The sequence below is a fragment of the Microcystis wesenbergii NRERC-220 genome (assembly GCF_032027425.1).
Taxonomy (GTDB): Bacteria; Cyanobacteriota; Cyanobacteriia; order Cyanobacteriales; family Microcystaceae; genus Microcystis; species Microcystis wesenbergii_A.
In genome coordinates this window covers 3,084,136-3,103,334 of record NZ_JAVSJA010000001.1, presented here as the reverse complement: position 1 = coordinate 3,103,334, position 19,199 = coordinate 3,084,136, and the positions used below count along the sequence as shown (strand labels likewise).

Annotated in this window: 18 protein-coding genes and 1 pseudogene; 13 read left to right on the top strand and 6 right to left on the bottom strand. The window is 43.1% G+C overall.

All coding sequences use genetic code 11. The features are described 5' to 3' along the window. Positions 1 to 25: 25 nt before the first annotated feature. The 5 genes from cobU to RAM70_RS15305 all read left to right on the top strand — a co-directional run bounded on the left by cobU (position 26) and on the right by RAM70_RS15305 (position 4,424). Positions 26 to 577, top strand: coding sequence for a bifunctional adenosylcobinamide kinase/adenosylcobinamide-phosphate guanylyltransferase (cobU, locus tag RAM70_RS15325; protein WP_287999554.1), 552 nt, complete (start codon positions 26 to 28; stop codon positions 575 to 577). Between the two features lie 5 nt (positions 578 to 582). Further along, positions 583 to 1,401: a class I SAM-dependent methyltransferase gene (locus tag RAM70_RS15320; protein ID WP_045357244.1), complete on the top strand. Its 819-nt coding sequence runs from the start codon at positions 583 to 585 to the stop codon at positions 1,399 to 1,401. A 9-nt stretch (positions 1,402 to 1,410) separates the two neighbouring features. Then, complete coding sequence (leuD, locus tag RAM70_RS15315; RefSeq protein ID WP_045357240.1) at positions 1,411 to 2,001, top strand: 3-isopropylmalate dehydratase small subunit; 591 nt, start codon at positions 1,411 to 1,413, stop codon at positions 1,999 to 2,001. A 101-nt stretch (positions 2,002 to 2,102) separates the two neighbouring features. Continuing rightward, the gene (locus tag RAM70_RS15310; RefSeq protein ID WP_190380114.1) at positions 2,103 to 2,279 is read left to right on the top strand and encodes a hypothetical protein; all 177 of its coding nucleotides are present in this window, start codon (positions 2,103 to 2,105) and stop codon (positions 2,277 to 2,279) included. A 72-nt stretch (positions 2,280 to 2,351) separates the two neighbouring features. Next, positions 2,352 to 4,424 (top strand): AAA family ATPase, encoded by a 2,073-nt coding sequence (locus RAM70_RS15305; protein ID WP_312674485.1) that lies wholly within the window; start codon positions 2,352 to 2,354, stop codon positions 4,422 to 4,424. A gap of 435 nt (positions 4,425 to 4,859) precedes the next feature. Here the strand turns inward: RAM70_RS15305 and RAM70_RS15300 are convergent, their stop codons facing one another. The 3 genes from RAM70_RS15300 to psbA form a co-directional block, all read right to left on the bottom strand. Then, complete coding sequence (locus RAM70_RS15300) at positions 4,860 to 7,097, bottom strand: FUSC family protein (RefSeq protein WP_045357233.1); 2,238 nt, start codon at positions 7,095 to 7,097, stop codon at positions 4,860 to 4,862. A gap of 56 nt (positions 7,098 to 7,153) precedes the next feature. Further along, entirely contained in the window at positions 7,154 to 8,599 is a 1,446-nt protein-coding gene (locus tag RAM70_RS15295; RefSeq protein ID WP_190380117.1) for an Ig-like domain-containing domain, read from the bottom strand. A 456-nt stretch (positions 8,600 to 9,055) separates the two neighbouring features. Next, positions 9,056 to 10,162: a photosystem II q(b) protein gene (psbA, locus tag RAM70_RS15290; protein WP_045357228.1), complete on the bottom strand. Its 1,107-nt coding sequence runs from the start codon at positions 10,160 to 10,162 to the stop codon at positions 9,056 to 9,058. A gap of 325 nt (positions 10,163 to 10,487) precedes the next feature. Here psbA and RAM70_RS15285 point away from each other — a divergent pair, with 325 nt between their 5' ends. After that, positions 10,488 to 10,715, top strand: a complete 228-nt coding sequence (locus RAM70_RS15285) for a DNA-directed RNA polymerase subunit omega (RefSeq protein ID WP_002761217.1) — start codon at positions 10,488 to 10,490, stop codon at positions 10,713 to 10,715. Between the two features lie 29 nt (positions 10,716 to 10,744). Here the strand turns inward: RAM70_RS15285 and RAM70_RS15280 are convergent. Beyond that, positions 10,745 to 11,299: pseudogene (locus tag RAM70_RS15280) on the bottom strand (Uma2 family endonuclease); the annotation flags it as partial. Between the two features lie 81 nt (positions 11,300 to 11,380). Between RAM70_RS15280 and RAM70_RS15275 the strand changes: the two are divergent. After that, positions 11,381 to 11,803: a SufE family protein gene (locus RAM70_RS15275; protein WP_045357226.1), complete on the top strand. Its 423-nt coding sequence runs from the start codon at positions 11,381 to 11,383 to the stop codon at positions 11,801 to 11,803. Positions 11,804 to 11,807: 4 nt separating this feature from the next. Here the strand turns inward: RAM70_RS15275 and RAM70_RS15270 are convergent, their stop codons facing one another. Next, on the bottom strand, positions 11,808 to 12,359 hold the full coding sequence (locus tag RAM70_RS15270) for a ferric uptake regulation protein (protein ID WP_002737956.1): 552 nt from the start codon (positions 12,357 to 12,359) through the stop codon (positions 11,808 to 11,810). 106 nt (positions 12,360 to 12,465) lie between these two features. On the opposite strand from RAM70_RS15270, the gene RAM70_RS15265 reads away from it, so the two are divergent. Continuing rightward, on the top strand, positions 12,466 to 13,731 hold the full coding sequence (locus RAM70_RS15265) for a DnaJ domain-containing protein (RefSeq protein WP_002735645.1): 1,266 nt from the start codon (positions 12,466 to 12,468) through the stop codon (positions 13,729 to 13,731). Here RAM70_RS15265 and RAM70_RS15260 read toward each other — a convergent pair. Further along, positions 13,684 to 14,298 (bottom strand): molybdenum cofactor guanylyltransferase, encoded by a 615-nt coding sequence (locus RAM70_RS15260; RefSeq protein ID WP_002737829.1) that lies wholly within the window; start codon positions 14,296 to 14,298, stop codon positions 13,684 to 13,686. The genes RAM70_RS15265 and RAM70_RS15260 overlap by 48 nt on opposite strands. A 27-nt stretch (positions 14,299 to 14,325) precedes the next feature. Here RAM70_RS15260 and RAM70_RS15255 point away from each other — a divergent pair, with 27 nt between their 5' ends. The 5 genes from RAM70_RS15255 (at position 14,326) to RAM70_RS15235 (ending at position 19,119) form a co-directional block, all read left to right on the top strand. Further along, positions 14,326 to 14,643, top strand: coding sequence for a hypothetical protein (locus RAM70_RS15255; protein WP_312674478.1), 318 nt, complete (start codon positions 14,326 to 14,328; stop codon positions 14,641 to 14,643). Between the two features lie 282 nt (positions 14,644 to 14,925). Beyond that, a complete protein-coding gene (locus tag RAM70_RS15250; RefSeq protein ID WP_312674477.1) occupies positions 14,926 to 16,065 on the top strand; it encodes a DegT/DnrJ/EryC1/StrS family aminotransferase in 1,140 nt (379 codons plus the stop codon). Between the two features lie 37 nt (positions 16,066 to 16,102). Next, positions 16,103 to 17,008, top strand: a complete 906-nt coding sequence (crtB, locus tag RAM70_RS15245) for a cyanoexosortase B (RefSeq protein ID WP_312674476.1) — start codon at positions 16,103 to 16,105, stop codon at positions 17,006 to 17,008. Continuing rightward, entirely contained in the window at positions 17,001 to 17,747 is a 747-nt protein-coding gene (locus RAM70_RS15240) for a cyanoexosortase B system-associated protein (protein WP_045357218.1), read from the top strand. Before crtB ends, RAM70_RS15240 begins: the two co-directional genes overlap by 8 nt. Positions 17,748 to 17,904: 157 nt before the next feature. Next, positions 17,905 to 19,119, top strand: a complete 1,215-nt coding sequence (locus RAM70_RS15235) for a polysaccharide biosynthesis/export family protein (RefSeq protein WP_312675943.1) — start codon at positions 17,905 to 17,907, stop codon at positions 19,117 to 19,119. The last annotated feature ends 80 nt before the right edge of the window (positions 19,120 to 19,199 follow it).

Here is a 19,199-nt window from a genome sequence, read left to right as displayed (position 1 = left end):
TTAGTTATTTGCCAAAATCTCGATCGTGGATGAAAAAATTATCCTAGTTACAGGGGCTGCCCGTTCTGGGAAAAGTGAATGGGCCGAATATTTAGCCAAAATCAGCCAAAAACCCGTTATTTATATCGCCACCTCCTCGGTGGATGAAAAAGATCAAGAATGGTGCGATCGCATTGAAAGACACCGGCAGCGACGTTCCCCCCAATGGCAAACCCAAGAAATTCCCCGACAATTGAGCGAAACTATTGATAATAGCCCATTTTCTCACTGTTTATTGATCGATTCCCTCGGTACTTGGGTAGCCAATTGTTTAGAAATGTCGGCAGCCGAATGGTTAGAAACCAGCGATCGATTCTTGTCTTCCCTCAAAAACGCGGCGGTTGATGTTATTCTGGTAGCGGAAGAAACCGGTTGGGGTGTGGTTCCCGCTTATCCCCTCGGTCGTCTGTTTCGCGATCGTTTAGGCGATCTCTGTCGTAGAATTGGCACAATAGCAGACGCGGTTTATCTAGTTACCGGGGGCCATGCTCTTAATTTAAGTCAATTGGGTCAGTCTTTGTCGATAATTGGGCAATAGAGAAGATGAGCAACGATTATCAGCGTCAAGTGATTGATTTTTATGCCCTTCGTCACGATTACGATAACGATTTTACACAAGCTCGCGCCCTTAAATTAGTAAATTATCTCTATTTACAAAAAAACCAATCTGTGCTAGACGTGGCAACGGGAACGGGATTTATTGCGGTCGCAACGCGCTCGCTACGCGAGACCGCAATTGCCCCAAAAGTAAAAAGTGTCATCGGGGTTGATTTCACGCCGGAAATGATTGCCAGAGCCGAAAAAAAGCTAGAAGAATTAAATATCGAGAATATTGACCTAATTAACGCCGATATAGCTGCCATTGACTTTGCCGAGTCTAGTTTCGATCTGATTACCTGTTCTCTGGCGATTGCACTTTTCCCCGATATCCCGCAAGTGCTGGCAAAATGGTATCAATGGTTAAAAAAAGGCGGTTCGGTCGCTTTTTCCTGTAATAATTTAGAATCCCACTTCCTACCCTTGATCAGTGGTGTTTGTCGCAAACATAGTGGTTTTGAGTTGCCTAATCTGCATACTCCCATCGCCACCCCAGAAAAATGCCATCAATTGCTGGAAAATGCGGGATTTACCAATATATCGGTCAATGTCGAGCAATTAGGTCGATATTTGCCCCTAGAAACCGCCAAAAACTTCTGGTATGGGCAGTATTTTTATCCTCAGCATAACCCTTTTGACCGCCTATCGGCTGCCGAAATTGCGACTCTAGTGAACAATTATCGCCGAGAAATCGAGAAAAATGCCACCGATCAGGGAGTATGGCAAGATGCAACCACTTTTTTTGTCACTGCTAGTAAAAGTTAGAAAAAGATCATGAGTCAAGTTAAAACCATCTCCGGACGAGCTTTACCCTTGCGAGGCAACGATATTGACACCGATCGCATTATTCCGGCTCGTTTTTTGCGTTGTATCACCTTTGAAGGTTTAGGAGAACAAGTGTTCGCCGATGATCGAGCGGCTTTACAGGGAAGTCATCCTTTCGATCTACCCCAGTACCAAGGGGCGAAAATTTTGGTAGTCAATGGTAATTTTGGTTGCGGTTCTTCTCGGGAACACGCACCGCAAGCGATTTTACGTTGGGGAATTGAAGCAATTATCGGGGAAAGTTTCGCCGAAATATTTTTTGGCAATTGTATCGCTAATGGGGTTCCCTGTGTCACTGCTGAGGCAAAAACTATCGCCCATTTACAGGATTTAATTGCAGCTAATCCCGAAATTCCCGTCGATCTTTCCTTGACAACCATGACAGTGCAATGGGGGGATTTTGTCGCTACCGTGTCTATGAATGAAGGTTCCCGACAGATGTTAATAGAAGGGGGTTGGGATACCTGCGGACAGCTTTTACAAAATCTCGATCTGATTCAATCTACCGCCCAAAAGTTACCTTATTTAAGTTTCGTCTAGGGAAACAATCTAGGCTGAGGGTGCGTTAGTAATAGATTAACGTACCCCGGCAAGGATTTTATTTGAAATGCAGCGGCTGTAAATATTAAAAAATCTGCCCTATGACTCATCCTGATAATAATCTCCAAAATATCCAAGAACCGATTTTAAACGCTCCCGAAGATGTGCGAAAAATCATCGATCGCGTTTTAAAATTGGAAAGAGATAAGTTATACCAGCGCAATCCTCGCAATATCAATGATGATGTTTTAATGATTATTAAAGAAGTCATTCAATAATCAGTTATCAGTTATCGGTTCACTGTTTACTGTTCACTGAAAAAAATTCCCCATCAGCCCCTCTATATAAATATGAAACTACTATCAATAAAGTTATGTAATTTTCGACAATTTTATGGTAAGACTCCTGAGATACATTTAGCAGCAAGTTCTCGCAATACGACGGTAATTTATGGCAATAATGGGGCGGGAAAAACAACAATTTTAAATGCTTGTACTTGGGTACTGTATGAAAAATTTACGGCAGCTTTTGCCGAACCGGAGTTATTAGTTAATAAACGGGCAATTACCGAAGTAACCACGGGGACCTCCATAGAATGTTCCGCAGAAGTAAACTTTGAACATGAAAATAAACGCTATCAGGTAAAACGAAAATTTTTCGCCTACCAAGATGTAAATAGTAAAATTAAATACGGTTCAAATAGTTTATATATGCTCTACGCTGGTGATGATGGCAATTGGTACACACCCAATCAACCAGCGGAGGATATTATTAATCAAATTTTACCCGAAAGTTTACACCGTTATTTCTTTTTTGATGGCGAATATATCGATCATCAATTTCGCAGTAGTAGCCAAGGTAAAATCGCCGAGGATACAAAAGAATTATTGGGAGTTAAAGTATTAGATCGAGCGATCGAGCATTTAAAAAAAGCTAAGAAATCTTTACAAGATGAGCTTAAAGATTTAGGAGAATCGGATTTAAAAAAGTTATTGAAACAGGAAAGTAAAATCGAGCAGGATTTCGAGAAATTAAAACAGCGTCAGCAGGATATTATTAACCAGTTATCCCAGCAGGAAGAATTAAAAAAAGCCGTTACTAATCGCTTATTAGAGTTAAGTGGTGCCGAGGAATTAAAACAGTTAAAAGAAAAATTAGAACAACAGGAAAGAAATCTGCGGCAAGATTTAGTCAGAACTAAAGATAAGTTAAAGAAATTAATTTCCCAGCAAGCTTATCAAGTATTTTTAAAAGAAATTAATCAAAATTTTCAGCAATTAATTGATCGCCTAAGACAACAAGGGGAATTACCCAGTGGTATCAAACAGCAATTTGTCCAACAATTATTAGAGCGGAAAAAATGTATTTGTGGTCAGGAATTACAGGAAAATAGCCAAGCTTATTTACAGGTACAAGATTGGATGAATAAAGCAGGAATGGCCGATGTAGAAGAAGCAGCTATTCGCTTATCTTCCACAGTCAAAGAAATAGATAAACGAGTCTTAGATTTTTGGCAAGAAGTGGATAGTTATCAAGCTAATATTCACCAGTGGCGCTTAGAATTATCTTTGGTAGAATCAGAATTAGATGAAGTTCGGGATAAATTTCGCCATTATCCCGATGAAGATATTAAAAATCTGCAATCTCGCTTAGATGCGATCGAGGATTCCCTAAAAGATTTACGCTTGGAACAGGGTAGCAATAAAAATCAACTAGATATCTACCAAAAAGAGTTAGAATCCCTGCAAAAACAGGTACAGAAACAGCAACAAAAAGAGGAAAAATATAATTTAGGACAACGACGTATTTTAGCGACTCAAGAGGCAATTAATCGCATTAGTGAGGTAAGACAGAGATTAGAAAATCAGTTTCGTTTGTCCTTAGAAAAACGGGTACAGGAAATCTTTAACTCAATTTCTTTTACTCCCTATATTCCCCGTATTAGTCCCGATTACGAGGTAAGATTATTAGAAAATACCACAGGATTTGCCATTCCCGTGGCAGCTTCCACCGGAGAAAATCAGATTCTTAGTTTATCTTTTATCGGGGGAATTATCGATCGAGTGCGAGAATGGAGTCAGAAAAATACTTTGATGGGAATTGATAGCAGCACTTTTCCTCTGGTGATGGATTCCCCTTTTGGTAGTCTTGATCATATCTATCGTCGGCAAGTTGCGATCGCTATTCCTAAATTAGCCAATCAGTTAGTTGTTTTAGTGACAAAAACTCAATGGAGAGGAGAAGTAGAAACCGAGATTTCTCCCTATATTGGTAAAGAATATGTGTTAGTTTATAATTCTCCGAAAGCGGATTGTCAAGAGGATTTAATTAATCTTCATGGTGTTGATTATTCTCTAGTGAAACGCAGTCCTAATAATTTTGAATATACAGAAATTATCGAAGTTAATCGATTTTCCTCTTGACTGCTAAATGGGTGCATCTCACCTTTGCAGAAATACGGACAACCAGCAATTATCAGTGACTCTTAAATTGGTACAAAAATATGAACAATCGCGTGTAAGCATCTCACCGAAAAGCTAATGCGCTCCGGGGTTTGGGTAGGGTTGATTCATGAATCAACCCTACCTTGAATCAACCCTAGGAGTTTGGGGGGTAGAACCCCCCAAAAGCTTGGATTGAGTGATAAAATCGGAAATAATGACCAATTTTAGAAGACAGTTTCCCTTTAAAAATACCAACTCAGTAGATTTACAAAAATTTTGTTGTAAGTAGTCGGACATAAATTCTGTTGTCTATCTTAAGAAATGTAAATTGCCGCAATTCTTACTGACTCCTGACGACCGACTCCTTACCCCACAGTTAACTTTACTTTTGTCCAACTACTTAATAACTAAATTTTAACTTCTAATAAAACGATCGATTGCTGTGTTCATTACCCCAACACGACTGGATAATTCCACAAGTTCCGTGGTGACAATATTATAATCCCCTAAATATTTCTGGAGATTAGTTCCCTCTTGTTGATTGCCAATTTCTACTAACCTTTCCTCTCGCAATTCTTGCAAATGATCAAGGACTTCTTCTAAAGTATCTTCGAGGGGAGGTAAGGGAAGAGGAAGATTATTTGTTTGCAAAGCTTGGGTTAATTGAGTCAAAGCTTGGGTTATTTGTTGCGTGAACAGACTGAGATTGGGATGGGGAGGACTACCGCGATATTGTTCCAATTCCGTCAATAAAACTGTCACCCCGCGACCAAAACGAGGAATATAATTACTTAAAGTGATTGCCGGTTCCATTTGTGGAAAGGGTGTGCTAGGATCATCAATTAATCTTTGTAGGGCTGTTTGCATAGTTGTATTTGCTCTTCGAGCTTTATTGCGATGGGAAGATAAAATTGCAGTTTGATAGGATGATTCTCCTAAATAAACTGCCATAACTGACTGAAAATATATTTGATTAGCTTCTAATGCTTTAATGGCAGCGAGGGAAAAACGTTCATCTTCATTAAACCGTAAAAAACCGAAGGAAAGTACAAAGGCTAAAGCACTACCGATTAAAGTATAAACTATTCTGATATACTCTAAATTAATCCCGGCATTGCTGGCATCGAGACGACTGATAATTAAAGCAAAAATTGTGATAAAAAATACGGCTAAACTATAGTGAAATCGCACCAAAGTTAAAGCGATCGCTATAGAAATCAACCCAATAATTTCTAACCAGATCGGATTATCTATAATTCGCAACAATGCCAAAACAAAAAACGAGCCTAAAATCGTGCCAAACACCCGATTAAAAAAGCGTTGAAAAGTCAAGCTAAAATCTGGTTTTAACACAATAACTAAGGTTAAACCAATCCAAAAACTATGGGTAATTCCTAGCTTATGGTAAATCAACACTCCTAGGGCACTTCCCAAACCCAAGCGTAAACCATGGCGAAATAGGGGCGATTCTAGATTAAAATTAGATTTTAATGGTTCCCACCAAGCTTTTTCTTGACTGTACTCTTGTTCTATCCCTTCAAAGTTCCGCTGCCAGAGGTTTTTTTTATCGGAAAAGTTCTCGCTTTGCCGCAAATGTTGCGCTGTTTCACTGGCTATTTTTAGCTGTTTAGATAGTTTTTTTAAACGATTATTTAATTGGGAAATTGCCACATAACTGCTATAATCATCCTGGGCATTTTCTAAAACTTTAGCTTGCAGGTTTTTTTGTTGCTCGATCGCCTTGAGTAATAGCTGCAAGCGCTCACAATCCGGTTGTTTATTTCTACCCAAAATTAACCAGGCAATATCTTCGCAAATTTCCGCCACTTGCACGAGAATATCTTCTAATAAAATAGCCACCGTGGTCAGTTGTGGCAAGGGATGAAGATGAAGCAATTCTCGCAGCGCGATTAAGCTGGTATTAATGCGATCGCTATCTTCGATCAAGACGATTAACAATTCCCGCAGCTCACTTTTTCCCCAACGTCCCCGACGCGTCAAGGTGACAGTTTTCCTCGAACGGAGCAACAGTTGCCGGATTTTGTCAAAATATGGCTCCTCATTAGCATTAGAACGAGAGTGCAAGGGCAAAGAGCGGAGATAAGTGGCGATACCCTGAAAATTTTCCGCCGTTACCTGACGTAAAGGCTGATTAGGGCGAAAAGGCCAGATAAACAGGGCTAAAAAAATTGTCCATCCCCCTCCCAACACAACGATTCCGGCCCGTTGTAAAGCGACGACAATATCTCCCGATGGCAAAGAAACAGCAAAAAGCAGCAATAAACTAATTACTAACCCAGCTAACGCCCCATTTTCCCCGTAAACCGTCAAATAACCCGCTAGAAACAACCCGAAAAAAACTATCACTACGGTCAATCCTAGCCAAGCACTGGCTAATGTGCCGATAATCAAAGCTAGAGCCATCCCAATAGTCGTAGCGACTAGGGTTTTCGCTCTCAGGCAGTAAAGTCCCCCCGCATCGGCTAAAATCAAGGTTTGAGCCGCTAAACCGACCATTAACCCCAATTTTGACCGATCTAAAATATCACCGACAATAATCGGTACTGCGATCGCTAATAAAGTCCGAATCCCCCGCTCGATCTCGATATCGCCACTAGGACGCAATAAAAAAGTAAATCGCTGAAGTAGCATAAATTCACTGAAAACTTAACTCTTGAACCTGATAACATAGCTACCGATCAATAATTTTAGGGCAGCCAACGGGGTTTAAAACCGGCGTTGAGTTCTTGAGGTAGAATTTTCGGGGTGCTATTGGGACTGAACTGATCAGGAAGTGGTAATAACCAGAGACGACCATCGGCAATGCTCGATCCCTCCCCAGTGACTAAATCATTTCCGACTCCAAAGGGTATGGTTACTAACTGATCAAATAATAAGGCCACGCCATCAGGAGACATACTCATCTGTACGTCCCGATAATTAGGTAAGGCCAGCAGGGGTGTCATTTTACCCGTTTCTAGGTCAATAATCCCTAAAAATGGTTCTTCTTTCACTTTGCCATCGCTGCCCATGACCAGATCGCTTTTCAGACAGTAAAGGGTTTTTTCCTGTCGCGGTTCAAATTCACAGCTAATAATCGGATTAGCTGTTCTTAATAGTAGTCTTGACTCTCCCTGATCGTTGAGCAAAAATAGCGATCGCTGATTATCCGGTTCTGATTTCACTATTAATTTCTGGCGACCATCCCGGGAAAAAGCGAGGATTTTCTCGTAGGTAGGCAAAAATTGCGGTTTTCCCGCTTGGACATCCAAAGGAATCACCGCTACCCCTCCCGTTTGACTGACAACCGCTTTTTTACCGTCGGGAGATAGTAAAAAATTATCCCCTTGCATTCCTAACGGTCGCGATTGTCCATCATCGCTGATTACCCATAAACTGGCATCCCCCGGATTCCCATGATTAATTCTCTGCACGATTAGGGTTTTGCCGTTATCTGAGAGATTAAAACGAAGATTTTGATAGGTTTTCGCATCTAAAAACCTTTCTATACGACCAATGGGCAAATTTTGACCATTTTCGTCATGATTTAAACCCGTGGTAATTGTGTAAAGTTGCTGTTTTGGGGTATCTCGTCCTAAGTCGGAGCGATCGAAGGCCGAGAATAAAATTCTCTCCCCCCTCGGATACATTTGAAAATCCGTGACCACCAGATCCCCAGGGGTAAGGATGGTTTTTTTCAGTTCTGTGACGTTATTTGCCCCCTGAATGATATTACAGACGATTAAACGGCCTCTTTCCTCTTGGTTGACTCCAATATAGGCAAAAGCTCGATCGTGGCTGTAAAATTCCCCGATAAAGTCCTCACCTTGGGCAATGGGTAACTTTACTTGATATTTTTTGCCGTAGATCGGCAATTCTGTCAAGGTATAGGTCAAGCGATCTCCGGCCCAGCTAATTTTACCCGGCAAGGGAGGATCGATCACCAAGCTGGTTTCTATGTCGGAACGGTCAATCGGTCGATTAAAACTTAAAGTAAAATAATTGTCCCTAACGCCGATTTTTCGTCCTTGCCAGCTAAAATTCTCCCCTCGGGTAGGAACTTGATTTCCCTGGATCAAAATCGACGATATCCCAGCAATTAAGGCCAAAATAGTTGCTAACACTAAGCGATCGAACCAAGCTAATCTTTTCATCAGTTATCAGTTATCAGTTATCAGTTATCAGGAGTCAGTCAGGAGGCAAAAGGCAATAGGCAAAAGGCAATAGGCAATAGGCAATAGGCAATAGGCAATAGGCAATAGGCAATAGGCAATAGGCAATAGGCAATAGGCAATAGGCAATAGGCAATAGGCAATAGGCAATAGGCAATAGGCAATAGGCAATAGGCAATAGGCAGCTTTATTCTCCCCACACCCCACACCCTACACCCTACACCCTACACCCTACACCCTACACCCTACACCCTACACCCCACACCCCACTTCCCCCTTTCTTATCAGCTTTAGTAATGATTGTCATCGGTTTTTTCAATCGAATAAATAAAAACGCCCCCAAAAAGGAAGCGTTTTTTGACTTATCATGAGGACTTAGCAAAATGTGTGCAGAGTTAGAATGCGGATGTTGGATGGGGATCCAACATCTGTTTATTTTTAACCATCGATCGCCGGCGCTGTCAAGTCCATGGGCATAGCATCACTGGAAGCTAAATCGAGGGGGAAGTTATGAGCGTTGCGTTCGTGCATCACTTCAAAACCAATGTTAGCGCGGTTGATCACATCCGCCCAAGTTGCGGTCTCGCGTAGCGAGCGCGTTGCGACCGCACGTCCCTGGGAATCGATAATCGACTGGTTAAAGTTGAAACCGTTGAGGTTAAAAGCCATGGTTGAGATACCCATAGCGGTGAACCAGATCCCCACCACCGGCCAAGCTCCCAGGAAGAAGTGTAGGCTGCGGCTATTGTTAAAGGAAGCGTATTGGAAGATTAAGCGTCCAAAGTAACCGTGAGCGGCGACAATATTGTAGGTTTCTTCTTCTTGACCGAATTTGTAACCGTAGTTTTGCGATTCCGATTCGGAAGTTTCCCGGACGAGGGAGGAAGTCACCAAGGAACCGTGCATAGCGGAGAAGAGAGAACCACCAAAGACACCCGCAACACCCAACATATGGAAGGGGTGCATGAGGATATTATGTTCCGCTTGGAACACGATCATAAAGTTGAAGGTTCCAGAGATTCCCAAAGGCATACCATCGGAGAAAGAACCCTGTCCAATCGGATAGATTAGGAAAACAGCAGTAGCAGCCGATACAGGGGCCGAATAAGCCACACAGATCCAGGGACGCATTCCTAAACGGTAGCTCAGTTCCCACTGACGACCCATCCAGCAGAAAATCCCAATGAGGAAGTGGAAAACCACTAATTGGTAGGGACCACCGTTATACAGCCATTCGTCTAAACTGGCCGCTTCCCAGATGGGATAGAAGTGCAAACCGATAGCATTGGAGGAAGGGACTACCGCACCAGAAATGATGTTATTACCGTAGAGTAAGGAGCCAGAAACCGGCTCGCGAATACCGTCGATATCGACAGGAGGAGCGGCAATAAAGGCGATAATATAGCAGATGGTAGCGGTTAAGATCGTCGGGATCAGGATGACACCGAACCAACCTATATAGAGACGGTTATTAGTGCTGGTGATCCACTGACCAAACCGCTCCCAAGCGGAGAGATTGTCTTGAGTTCTGATGGTGGTGGACATAAAATAACTCAGCCATTTAATTGGGTATATATGTAGCAAAGATTACTTTGCATTATATGTTCAAGTATATTTACAGCCACCGCGATTGTGTCCCTTTTTTGGGTTTATTTATTTCAAAATTTATCTCTTTATTTGTATATTTTTAAACTTGTATAAAATTGATTTAAGTTTTGTAAAAAGTAGTTGACAAAATCCGATCGAGATCAAGGATCACCCTATCCTTAAGGTTGACAAAATATGGTAAGGTGGACTGAGTAATAAAACTTATCACTAAACTACTATCAGTGACAAGTGCCAAATTCACCAGACAAGGCTAAATATAACTATGTCCAAACGGTTTAAATTCGACTCCTCCGAGATGATTTATCTCACCGATAAACTGATGAATGCGGCCAGCAATCGTTACTCGATCGTCGTGCAAGTCGCTAGACGGGCTAAACGCGTCCGCTACGATACCGTAGAAAATATCGACGACCCGATGATTAAACCCGTCCAACGGGCCCTGATGGAAATGACCGACGAATTAACCGAACCGGAATTATTACGCGATTAATCCCCTAAAATTGCCGAGGAACCCCACCCCTAAACTTCATCCGGATTGATCCCCAGCGCTCTTAGTCTTTCCGCTAGTCGTTGGGCTTTTTGTTCCGCTTCCTGTTTGGCTAAACGTTCTTGCTGGGCGATCAAACTTGCTTGCTCGGCCATTGCCGCTGCTGCCCTCGCCCTTTCCTCTGCGGTTAAATAGCGATTTCCCGATCGATCATACCAATACAGCCATTCTCGCACCCAAGCGATATGTTCTCCCTGCTCATATCCCAAGGCTAACCCGATTTCTGGCAACCATACCCGATTATTTTCAGGCTCTAAAAGCTCGTATTTCCCCGCTATAAGCTTATAAACCGCTAATCTCTCTCTATTTTTAAACCTTCCCCTTCTACCGCTCAAGGGATTATAAATTGCATAGTAGAGAACGCCTAGGGTTTGATAATCCGCTAACTTTCCCTCATATTCCCCATTATATTGCTCAGAAATCACTTCCAAGGCCAATATCGGCATAATATAAGCTTCTTCCCAGAGAACATAGCTTAATCTTCCCCTTTCGCCGGTATCGTGTTTGACTCCCACTACCCTGACACCGATAACCACAGCACTCAACTTCCGCGAGAATGCTAATATAAAAAAGCTATTGGCTAATTTTTTCCTATTTTAACTCGCAATATGTTCCCGTCTAATCTCGATCGCATCGTCGAACGCCTCAAACGTCGTACCGATCCTAAGCAAAAATACGAACAATTACTAGCTTTTGCTAAAAAACTAGAACCAATACCAGAATCTGCCAAAATACCCGCTAATAAAGTTCATGGCTGTGTATCCCAAGTTTATATCACTGCCGACCTCGAAAATGGCCAGGTTTGGTACAAAGGGGATTCCGACGCACAATTAGTCAAGGGTTTAGTTGCTTTGTTAATCGAGGGTTTAAATGGACTGACTCCCACAGAAATCCTGCAAGTCACCCCAGATTTTATCGAAGAAACCGGTTTAAAAGTCAGCCTTACCCCTTCCCGCGCCAACGGATTTTATAATATTTTCCAATTAATGCAGAAAAAGGCTCTCGGTTTTCAGTTGGGAATGTCCGCTTAGATGTCTAGTTTTCTGGTTCCGGTTCCTTTGATTCGGGAATCTCGCAGTTTTGGAAACGAGTATCCACCAGCGAACGGGTGCAACCCCAATTACTCGGTATTCCCGACGGCCAACCCATCCGCAAAGCTTCCGGACAGATGGCCATCACTGTTAACTGACAGTCAATTAACTGAAAACCCTCTTTCTCACACTGTTTGAGACTGTGTTTGAGAATGGAATCATTGTTAAATTCGATGGTTTTATTACACTGAATACAGACCAAATGATGATGGTGGTGGGGATAGGGTTGATTGAGTTCGTAGTGTTTATGACCTTCGGCCAATTCTAACTCCCGCAAAATTCCCATCCGCGACATTAGTTTAACACTGCGGTAAATCGTCGATAAACTAATTCCCTCCCCCCGTTTGTCCAGTAATTCCTGCAATTCCTCAGCACTGAGATGATTGCCTTTCGGTAAATTCTGGAAAACGTGCAGAATTTTCTCTCGCTGGGGAGTTAAGCGCCACCCCCGCGCGTTGAGTTCCGCTTTCAGGGAGGAAGCAGTGTAGGCAGACATAAGCGATCAACTCTCAATAAAAGCTATTTAATTGACAATGATAGTCGTTTCGGCGAGCCATTGGCAACAATTTTCAGTAGTTGAAAATTCCCCCCCCCATTCGAGTATGAAAAATTACTATGAAGTCCTGCAAATTCCCCGTAATGCCAGCAATAATCAGATAAAAGCCGCTTTTCGTCGTCTGGCCCGGCAATATCACCCCGATTATAATCCCAATGATCCAGAGGCAGTCAGAAAATTTCGGGAAATTGAACAAGCTTATCGGGTTTTGAGCGATAAAGGGCAAAGAAAAGAGTATGATCGCAATTTATCCCCAGAAATACCCACTTTTAACCCCAGTGCCGAGGATTTTTATCAACAGGGATGGCACTACGCTCAAGAGAAAAATTATCAACTAGCGATCGCATTTTACCAGCAAGCGATCGCAATTAATCCGCAATTTTGGCAGGCCTATCTGCAACGGGCGGAAGTTTACTACCATAATCAGCAGGATCGGCAAGTTTTAAGCGATTGTCGGCAAGTTTTGCAGTTAAAACCCGATTGTTCCCAAGCTTACTATTACCTCGGTTTATCTCGTCAACGACTCGGTTACACCCAATCCTCCCTAGAAGCTTATAGAAAAGCAATCGCCATTGACCCAGATAACCCCCAATTCTATTATCAAAGAGGATTGGCTCTAGAGGAACTCTCGGAACTGCCAGCAGCACGAAAAGATTTCCAAATAGCGGCCAAGAAATTTAAGCAACAGGGAAATTTTCGCCGCTATTATGCCATTGAAAATAAATTAAGAGACCCTCAGAAAAGTTATCGACAACAGCAATCAATCAAGTGGTCAAAAACTATTTTTATTGTTTTTGATTTGCTGAAAATCTCTTGCTCATCTTTGCTAAAACCAAAGACTGGTATGGCAGAGGCTTTTTTAAAGTCCAACCGTAATCAGGCTTTAGCTACGGGAGTATTGGCAGCAATAATCAGCAGTTTTTTCATCGCTGTGACTTGGCAAAACTGGACAGTTAAATCTGAGTTTTTGCTGTTATTAGGCTGGGCAGTATTTCCTTTTATTATTCTGACTTTATCTAGTTGGTTTGGCAGAAAATTAAGTAATAAATATGGTAGTTTTACTGGCGATATATTTTTAGCTGGCCTAATAGTTTTGCCCTTTTCCTTCGTCATTTTGCTCACTTCCTATTTATCCATAAATAGCGATATTATCGGCGCAATTATCGGTGTAACCGGCGGTTATCTAACCGGAATGCTCTACTATGGTTATCGCCATTTATCCAATATTTCTTGGCCGATATCTTTACTTTTACTCCCTTTTGTGCTAGGTTTTCTTACGGCCAACATCTGGGGAGTTTATTATTATCTCTAAATCTTCTGGGGTATTACAGTTAAATAAAATCTCGGAATTATCGATGATTAATTCCTCCACCACAGACACATTTAACCATTTTTGAAAAGAAGTTCCCCCTTGCTGAATATAACTCTGCAAAGATGCTAAACAACGACGATGATAGAAAGCACAGAGAGGTTCCCAACGATCGCTGCACCGGGGAACCAAAGCGATGGCATTTTCTGGTACAGTGTCTAATAATCTTGACCATGCTTGAATAATTGGGGGCGTTAGTAAAGGTAAATCGCAAGGGAGCAATAAAACCCAATCGGTTGATACAAAAGTTAATGCCAAGGCAAAGGCCAATAAAGGCCCCCTAGTGGGGAGAGGTTCGTTAATTATCTGGCAGCATTGGGGAATGATCAGCTGGTAACGTTCCGGCCAAGGCGTAATCACAGACACTTGTACGGCACAATCTTGGGCAATTAAACAGATATTCTCCAGAAAAGAGAGACCCTGAAAAGATAACAATGCTTTATCTCGTCCCATACGGGAACTTTGACCACCAGCCAGAATTAACGCCGTTAAAGCGGGAAAATCACTCATAATAACCAGTTCTATCGGAAAAATACCATGATTAATCACGATCCTTTCGGCGATCGCAAATTAGAGCGCCTGCAATTAATGTTATATCTAATTCCCTTTCTAGGAGTGATTCCCTCCGCTTGGACATGGTATCGAGGGGAAAGAAAAGGAGAACAAGGGCAAATTAGTCGCTTATCCCTGAATTTAACGCTAGGATGGCTACTTTTGTACGCTTTCCTCTGGACTGGGGCTACTTTCACCGACCAAACCTTGAGTTTTCGCTTTTTATACTTAAACGGTTTATTAACTTCTGCTTATATTCTCCTCTGCCTAGGAATTATCTTCAAAGTTTGGCGGCAAAAATAAATAGCTAGGCAGTCCACTTGATTCTTTTGGCCGAGTCAAGGCCAAACCCCCTGAATACCAATCGGCTCTCTTGCTTTAGCCCCCTAGATACTTTTTCTTAGGTTATCCCAGAAGGGTTAAAAATAAACCACAGAGGCACGAAGAACACAGAGAAGAGGACAGATTCAATGAGTAAAACCTACCCATCACACAAAGGACAAGAGTGCCTAGAAATCTAGCCAACTTGCTCAAATCTATGCTAGTCTCTTGATACTTAATAATATCTCCATAAACAAGCACTAGATGAATTCCAATTTAATCAAAGTTCCCTTTGTCGATTTAACTTGGCAAAATCAGCCCCTACAAGCAAAAATTACCGAGGCAATCCAAACAGTTATCGACCAGGGAGATTTTGTTTTAGGCCAAGCTTTAGCCGAATTTGAAACCGCCTTCGCCCAAGCTTGCGGAGTCGAGTATGCTGTGGGAGTAGCTTCTGGCACTGCCGCTCTTGCCCTTGCTTTACAAGCTTACGGCATCGGTGCCGGGGATGAAGTGCTAGTCCCCGCTAATACCTTTGTCGCTACCCTCATGGGTGTTATACAAGCGGGAGCCAAACCGGTTTTAGTTGATTGTCACCTCGATACGGCCTTAATTGACCTCTCGGCGGCCGCCCAAAGCATTACCCCCAACACCCGCGCCATTCTCCCCGTACACCTGTACGGACAGATGGTATCACCCCAACAATTACAGGATTTTGCCCGCAGCTATAATCTGATTATCTTTGAAGATGCGGCCCAGGCCCATTTAGCCAGTAGAGAAGGTTATCGCGCCGGCAGCGTCGGTGTGGCGGCGGGGTTTAGTTTTTATCCCAGTAAAAATTTGGGTGCTTTTGGCAATGGCGGAATGTTAGTGAGCAATGATCCCGAAATTAGCCAAAAAGCCCGCAGTTTAAGAAATTATGGCGCACCGAGCAAGTATTTCCACACCGCTATCGGCACTAATAGCCGTTTAGATAGCATACAAGCCGCCATTTTAAACGTTAAATTACCCCATCTGGAAGGCTGGAATCGGTACCGTCAGCGAGCGGCAAGACAATATGATCAGCTTTTGGCCCCTTTAGCCGATCAAGGTATTTTACCCATAAGAGACGAAACCGAGACTGGTCATGTTTATCATCTCTATGTTATTCGCATCCTCGCCCATTGTCCCGTTGATCGCCAACAACTACAAAAACAATTAGCTGCCGTCGGTATTCAAACTGGTATTCATTATCCGATTCCTTGTCATCTGCAACCGGCCTATCGCTACCTGGGTTATCAACAGGGAGACTTTCCTCATGCAGAGATTCTCTGTGAAGAAATTGTCTCTCTCCCTATGTACCCCGGTATCAGCGAGGAGCAGATTGAAATCGTGGTTGAACAGATCACTGCGATCATCGGGTAACATAAATTCAGAATTTGTCACTAAATCGCTCTGTCAGATGGGTATTAGTCCTTCCTTGTCCACCGTCTCCCACAAAAATCGGCAATCTTGGCTGATTATCGGTTTCTTGGCGGTTATCTATGGTCCGGTGATCTTTCATTGGTACGATGGTTGGCTGAATAAATCGATCAGCACCGAACACGAATACTTTAGCCACGGCTTGATCGGCCTTCCCTACGCCGCCTATATTGTCTGGCAGAATCGCCAAAAATGGCAACGCCTCGAAGATCGCTCCCACCCCCTCGGAGCGTTTTTGTTGACCCTGGGAGCGATTTTTTATCTGCTCGGTTCCTCTCTTTGGGTTAGTCTGTCTTTCCCGATTATTTTAGCGGGAATCTGTCTCTGGTTAAAAGGAACGGAAGGTTTTAAATTACAGGGATTTCCCCTACTTTTAACAGCTTTAGCGACTCCTAATGCCATCCCCTACCTGATCGCTCCCTATACCCTACCCCTACAGGTTTTTATTGCCGCTTGCTCTGGTTTTATTCTCCAGCAAGCAGGCCTAAATGTCTCCGTTGACGGTATCTATATAGCGGTAGAAGGTCGGATGGTGGAAGTCGCTCCCTACTGTGCGGGGCTGAAAATGTTATTCACCAGTCTTTACGTCACGCTCCTGCTGCTCCATTGGACTAATACCATCGAAAACGGTCGTAAAACCTGCTTTATGCTTCTCAGTGCCTTTGGAATTAGTGTCGGGGCTAATATCGTTCGTAATGCGCTTTTAGCTTGGTTTCACGGCACAGGACAAGAGGAAAACTTTAAATTACTCCACGATAGCTGGGGGGGTGATTTATACTCCGTCTTGATGTTATTACTCATCGTTTTGGTCTTCCAAATTATGCAGTACCGCGAGGCGGCCAAGAAACAGTCCCTAGCTCAAGAGGAAGGTAGCCAGGATGATTAGTCAAAAAATTCCAGCCGAGGTAAGTTTAGTGTTAGATAAAGTCAAAAAAAAGCTCCCGGGTAATTATTTACTGCTGTTGTGCTTACTGCTGGTCTTGATTTTAGGCGGTATCTTGCCCAATTTAATTTCTGGCCAGTGGTCTTGGGTGGATCAACCGAGAATCGGTAATATTCAGAAAATGAAGATCATCCAAAAATCGGGAATCGAGTTGTCTGACCTGAAAACGATCAACCAGAGCCAAGGGCAAATCGGTGAGGGAGAATGGTCGGTACAAGTGGTGGAAAGTCCTGATGGCAAGAGGATCACCGTGCTTTTAAAGCCACAGGTTTACTATAAAAATCAACCAGCAGTAGAATGGTCAGATATCAATGCGATTGGTCATTGGAATCAGGGGGAAATAACCGAGCTAAGAATTCCCACCCAGTCGGGGGGAAAGGCCACGGCTCGATTCTATCGTGCCTGGAAACAAAACACTTTTGCCGTGGTGCAGTGGTATGCTTGGCTAGGTGGTGGTCATTACGATCCCTCTGTGTGGTATTGGCTTGACCAATGGGCGCAATTAAAAAGACAAAGAGTACCCTGGATAGCCGTTTCCTTGTTTATTCCTTTAGAACCGACGAAAAAACTGCAAACTCTCACTCCCTTTGCTCTCAGTGTCGCCGGAGAAGTGCAAAGTTACTTAGAACAAAATGTCTTAAGTCAATTAACTTTTCTCCCTCAGACCAAAAAAGAAAAGTAATGAAGGCTGCTCCCAACCATCTCTTTAAAAAAACTAGCTCAAGGCACTTTTCTCGCCCCTAATAGCTTCTTTGTGCCTCCCCCACTAGAATAAACTCCCAGAAAATAAATTATCATCGTCAGAACCCAAAAATTGATAGATCTGTATGATTCCACCCATGCTCAACAAGTTTTTGCCAGTTAGTTTATTCAGAACCAGGGTCATAGTCTTATCAGGGTTGAGTCTGACAGGGTTCTTATGGGTAATTCACTCCGAGAGCCTCAAAGCCCAGGGTCCTTTGTCCATACCCCAGACTCAACCCGGATCTGGGTTAGAATTTTTACCCCCCCAACCGCCTAATCCCACCTTTCCTGAAAACACGATTCCCCCCACTGGCTACAGTCCACCGGTTTACTCTCCCAATAACTCCCAATCCCGACAAATTAAGACCTATAGACTCGATATCGGCGATCAAATTAGTGTCTCGGTTACCGATTTTCCCGAATTTAATTCCGCAGGTCCTGTGGATCCCGATGGTAATTTTCTGGTGCCGATTTTAGGGCGTATTCCTGTGCTGGGCCTGACTTTAGACGAAGTACAAACTAAAATCCGCCTGGAATTGGGGCGAAAATACCTGCGGGAGGAACCGGAAGTCATTGCGGTTTTAACCGCTGCCCGTCCCGTGCAGTTAACCATTCTGGGAGAGGTACAGCGACCGGGGTTTTATACTATTGCTCCTAATACTTCCCTAGCGCAGGTACTTTTGGCGGCGGGTGGTGGCACTCCCAGAGCCGATCTGCGTTCGATCGTTGTCCGTCGGGTTTTAGTCGATGGTACAGTATTAGAGGAGAAACTTGACCTTTATACTCCCTTAGTTAAAGGAGACCGCTTGCCAGATCTGCGTCTGCAAGGGGGCGATGCTGTGATTGTTTCCAAGTTAGAAGCGGGGCAAGAAACGGGATATAATCGCACCCTAGTGGCTAGAACCACCCTCACCCAGCAGAGTATCACGATCAGGGTTTTAGCTCCCTTACTTCCTTCGGGAATTGCCTTGAGAAATGTTTCGATTCCTAGTGGCAGTACCTTCCTCGATGTGGTGGCTAGTTTACCAGTTTCCGATCGCCTGCGGATTAATGTCAATGAAGTGTCCCTGCTACGTTTTGACAGTGCCAAAGGGGGAATTGTTAGTCAAACTTTGAGTCCGATCGCGGCAGTTAGGGGGGATATCTCCCAAAATGTTCCCTTAGAAGATCAAGACGTAATTATTGTCAGCCGCACCCTATTAGGGAAAATTTTCGCCGCTTTTAATATCATTACCCAACCCATCCGGGATATTACCAGTTTTACCAATACAATTCTCAACATTAGCAATCAATTCGATAACTTCCAATAATTGAGGGGCAACTCGCTCCCCTCACTCCTTAACACAACAACACAACTTCATAAGCTACGATTTCAAGGCCGAGAATAACT

What these genes read in the sequence shown, in the direction of transcription:
- RAM70_RS15240 (WP_045357218.1), top strand. Translation starts at nt 17,001, where the DNA reads ATGATTAGTCAAAAAATTCCAGCCGAGGTAAGTTTAGTGTTAGATAAA.
- RAM70_RS15255 (WP_312674478.1), top strand. Translation starts at nt 14,326, where the DNA reads ATGATTAATCACGATCCTTTCGGCGATCGCAAATTAGAGCGCCTGCAA.
- RAM70_RS15285 (WP_002761217.1), top strand. Translation starts at nt 10,488, where the DNA reads ATGTCCAAACGGTTTAAATTCGACTCCTCCGAGATGATTTATCTCACC.
- RAM70_RS15300 (WP_045357233.1), bottom strand. Translation starts at nt 7,097, where the DNA reads ATGCTACTTCAGCGATTTACTTTTTTATTGCGTCCTAGTGGCGATATC.
- leuD (WP_045357240.1), top strand. Translation starts at nt 1,411, where the DNA reads ATGAGTCAAGTTAAAACCATCTCCGGACGAGCTTTACCCTTGCGAGGC.
- RAM70_RS15310 (WP_190380114.1), top strand. Translation starts at nt 2,103, where the DNA reads ATGACTCATCCTGATAATAATCTCCAAAATATCCAAGAACCGATTTTA.
- RAM70_RS15235 (WP_312675943.1), top strand. Translation starts at nt 17,905, where the DNA reads ATGCTCAACAAGTTTTTGCCAGTTAGTTTATTCAGAACCAGGGTCATA.
- RAM70_RS15270 (WP_002737956.1), bottom strand. Translation starts at nt 12,359, where the DNA reads ATGTCTGCCTACACTGCTTCCTCCCTGAAAGCGGAACTCAACGCGCGG.
- RAM70_RS15250 (WP_312674477.1), top strand. Translation starts at nt 14,926, where the DNA reads ATGAATTCCAATTTAATCAAAGTTCCCTTTGTCGATTTAACTTGGCAA.
- RAM70_RS15320 (WP_045357244.1), top strand. Translation starts at nt 583, where the DNA reads ATGAGCAACGATTATCAGCGTCAAGTGATTGATTTTTATGCCCTTCGT.
- psbA (WP_045357228.1), bottom strand. Translation starts at nt 10,162, where the DNA reads ATGTCCACCACCATCAGAACTCAAGACAATCTCTCCGCTTGGGAGCGG.
- RAM70_RS15260 (WP_002737829.1), bottom strand. Translation starts at nt 14,298, where the DNA reads ATGAGTGATTTTCCCGCTTTAACGGCGTTAATTCTGGCTGGTGGTCAA.
- RAM70_RS15295 (WP_190380117.1), bottom strand. Translation starts at nt 8,599, where the DNA reads ATGAAAAGATTAGCTTGGTTCGATCGCTTAGTGTTAGCAACTATTTTG.
- RAM70_RS15265 (WP_002735645.1), top strand. Translation starts at nt 12,466, where the DNA reads ATGAAAAATTACTATGAAGTCCTGCAAATTCCCCGTAATGCCAGCAAT.
- crtB (WP_312674476.1), top strand. Translation starts at nt 16,103, where the DNA reads ATGGGTATTAGTCCTTCCTTGTCCACCGTCTCCCACAAAAATCGGCAA.
- RAM70_RS15275 (WP_045357226.1), top strand. Translation starts at nt 11,381, where the DNA reads ATGTTCCCGTCTAATCTCGATCGCATCGTCGAACGCCTCAAACGTCGT.
- RAM70_RS15305 (WP_312674485.1), top strand. Translation starts at nt 2,352, where the DNA reads ATGAAACTACTATCAATAAAGTTATGTAATTTTCGACAATTTTATGGT.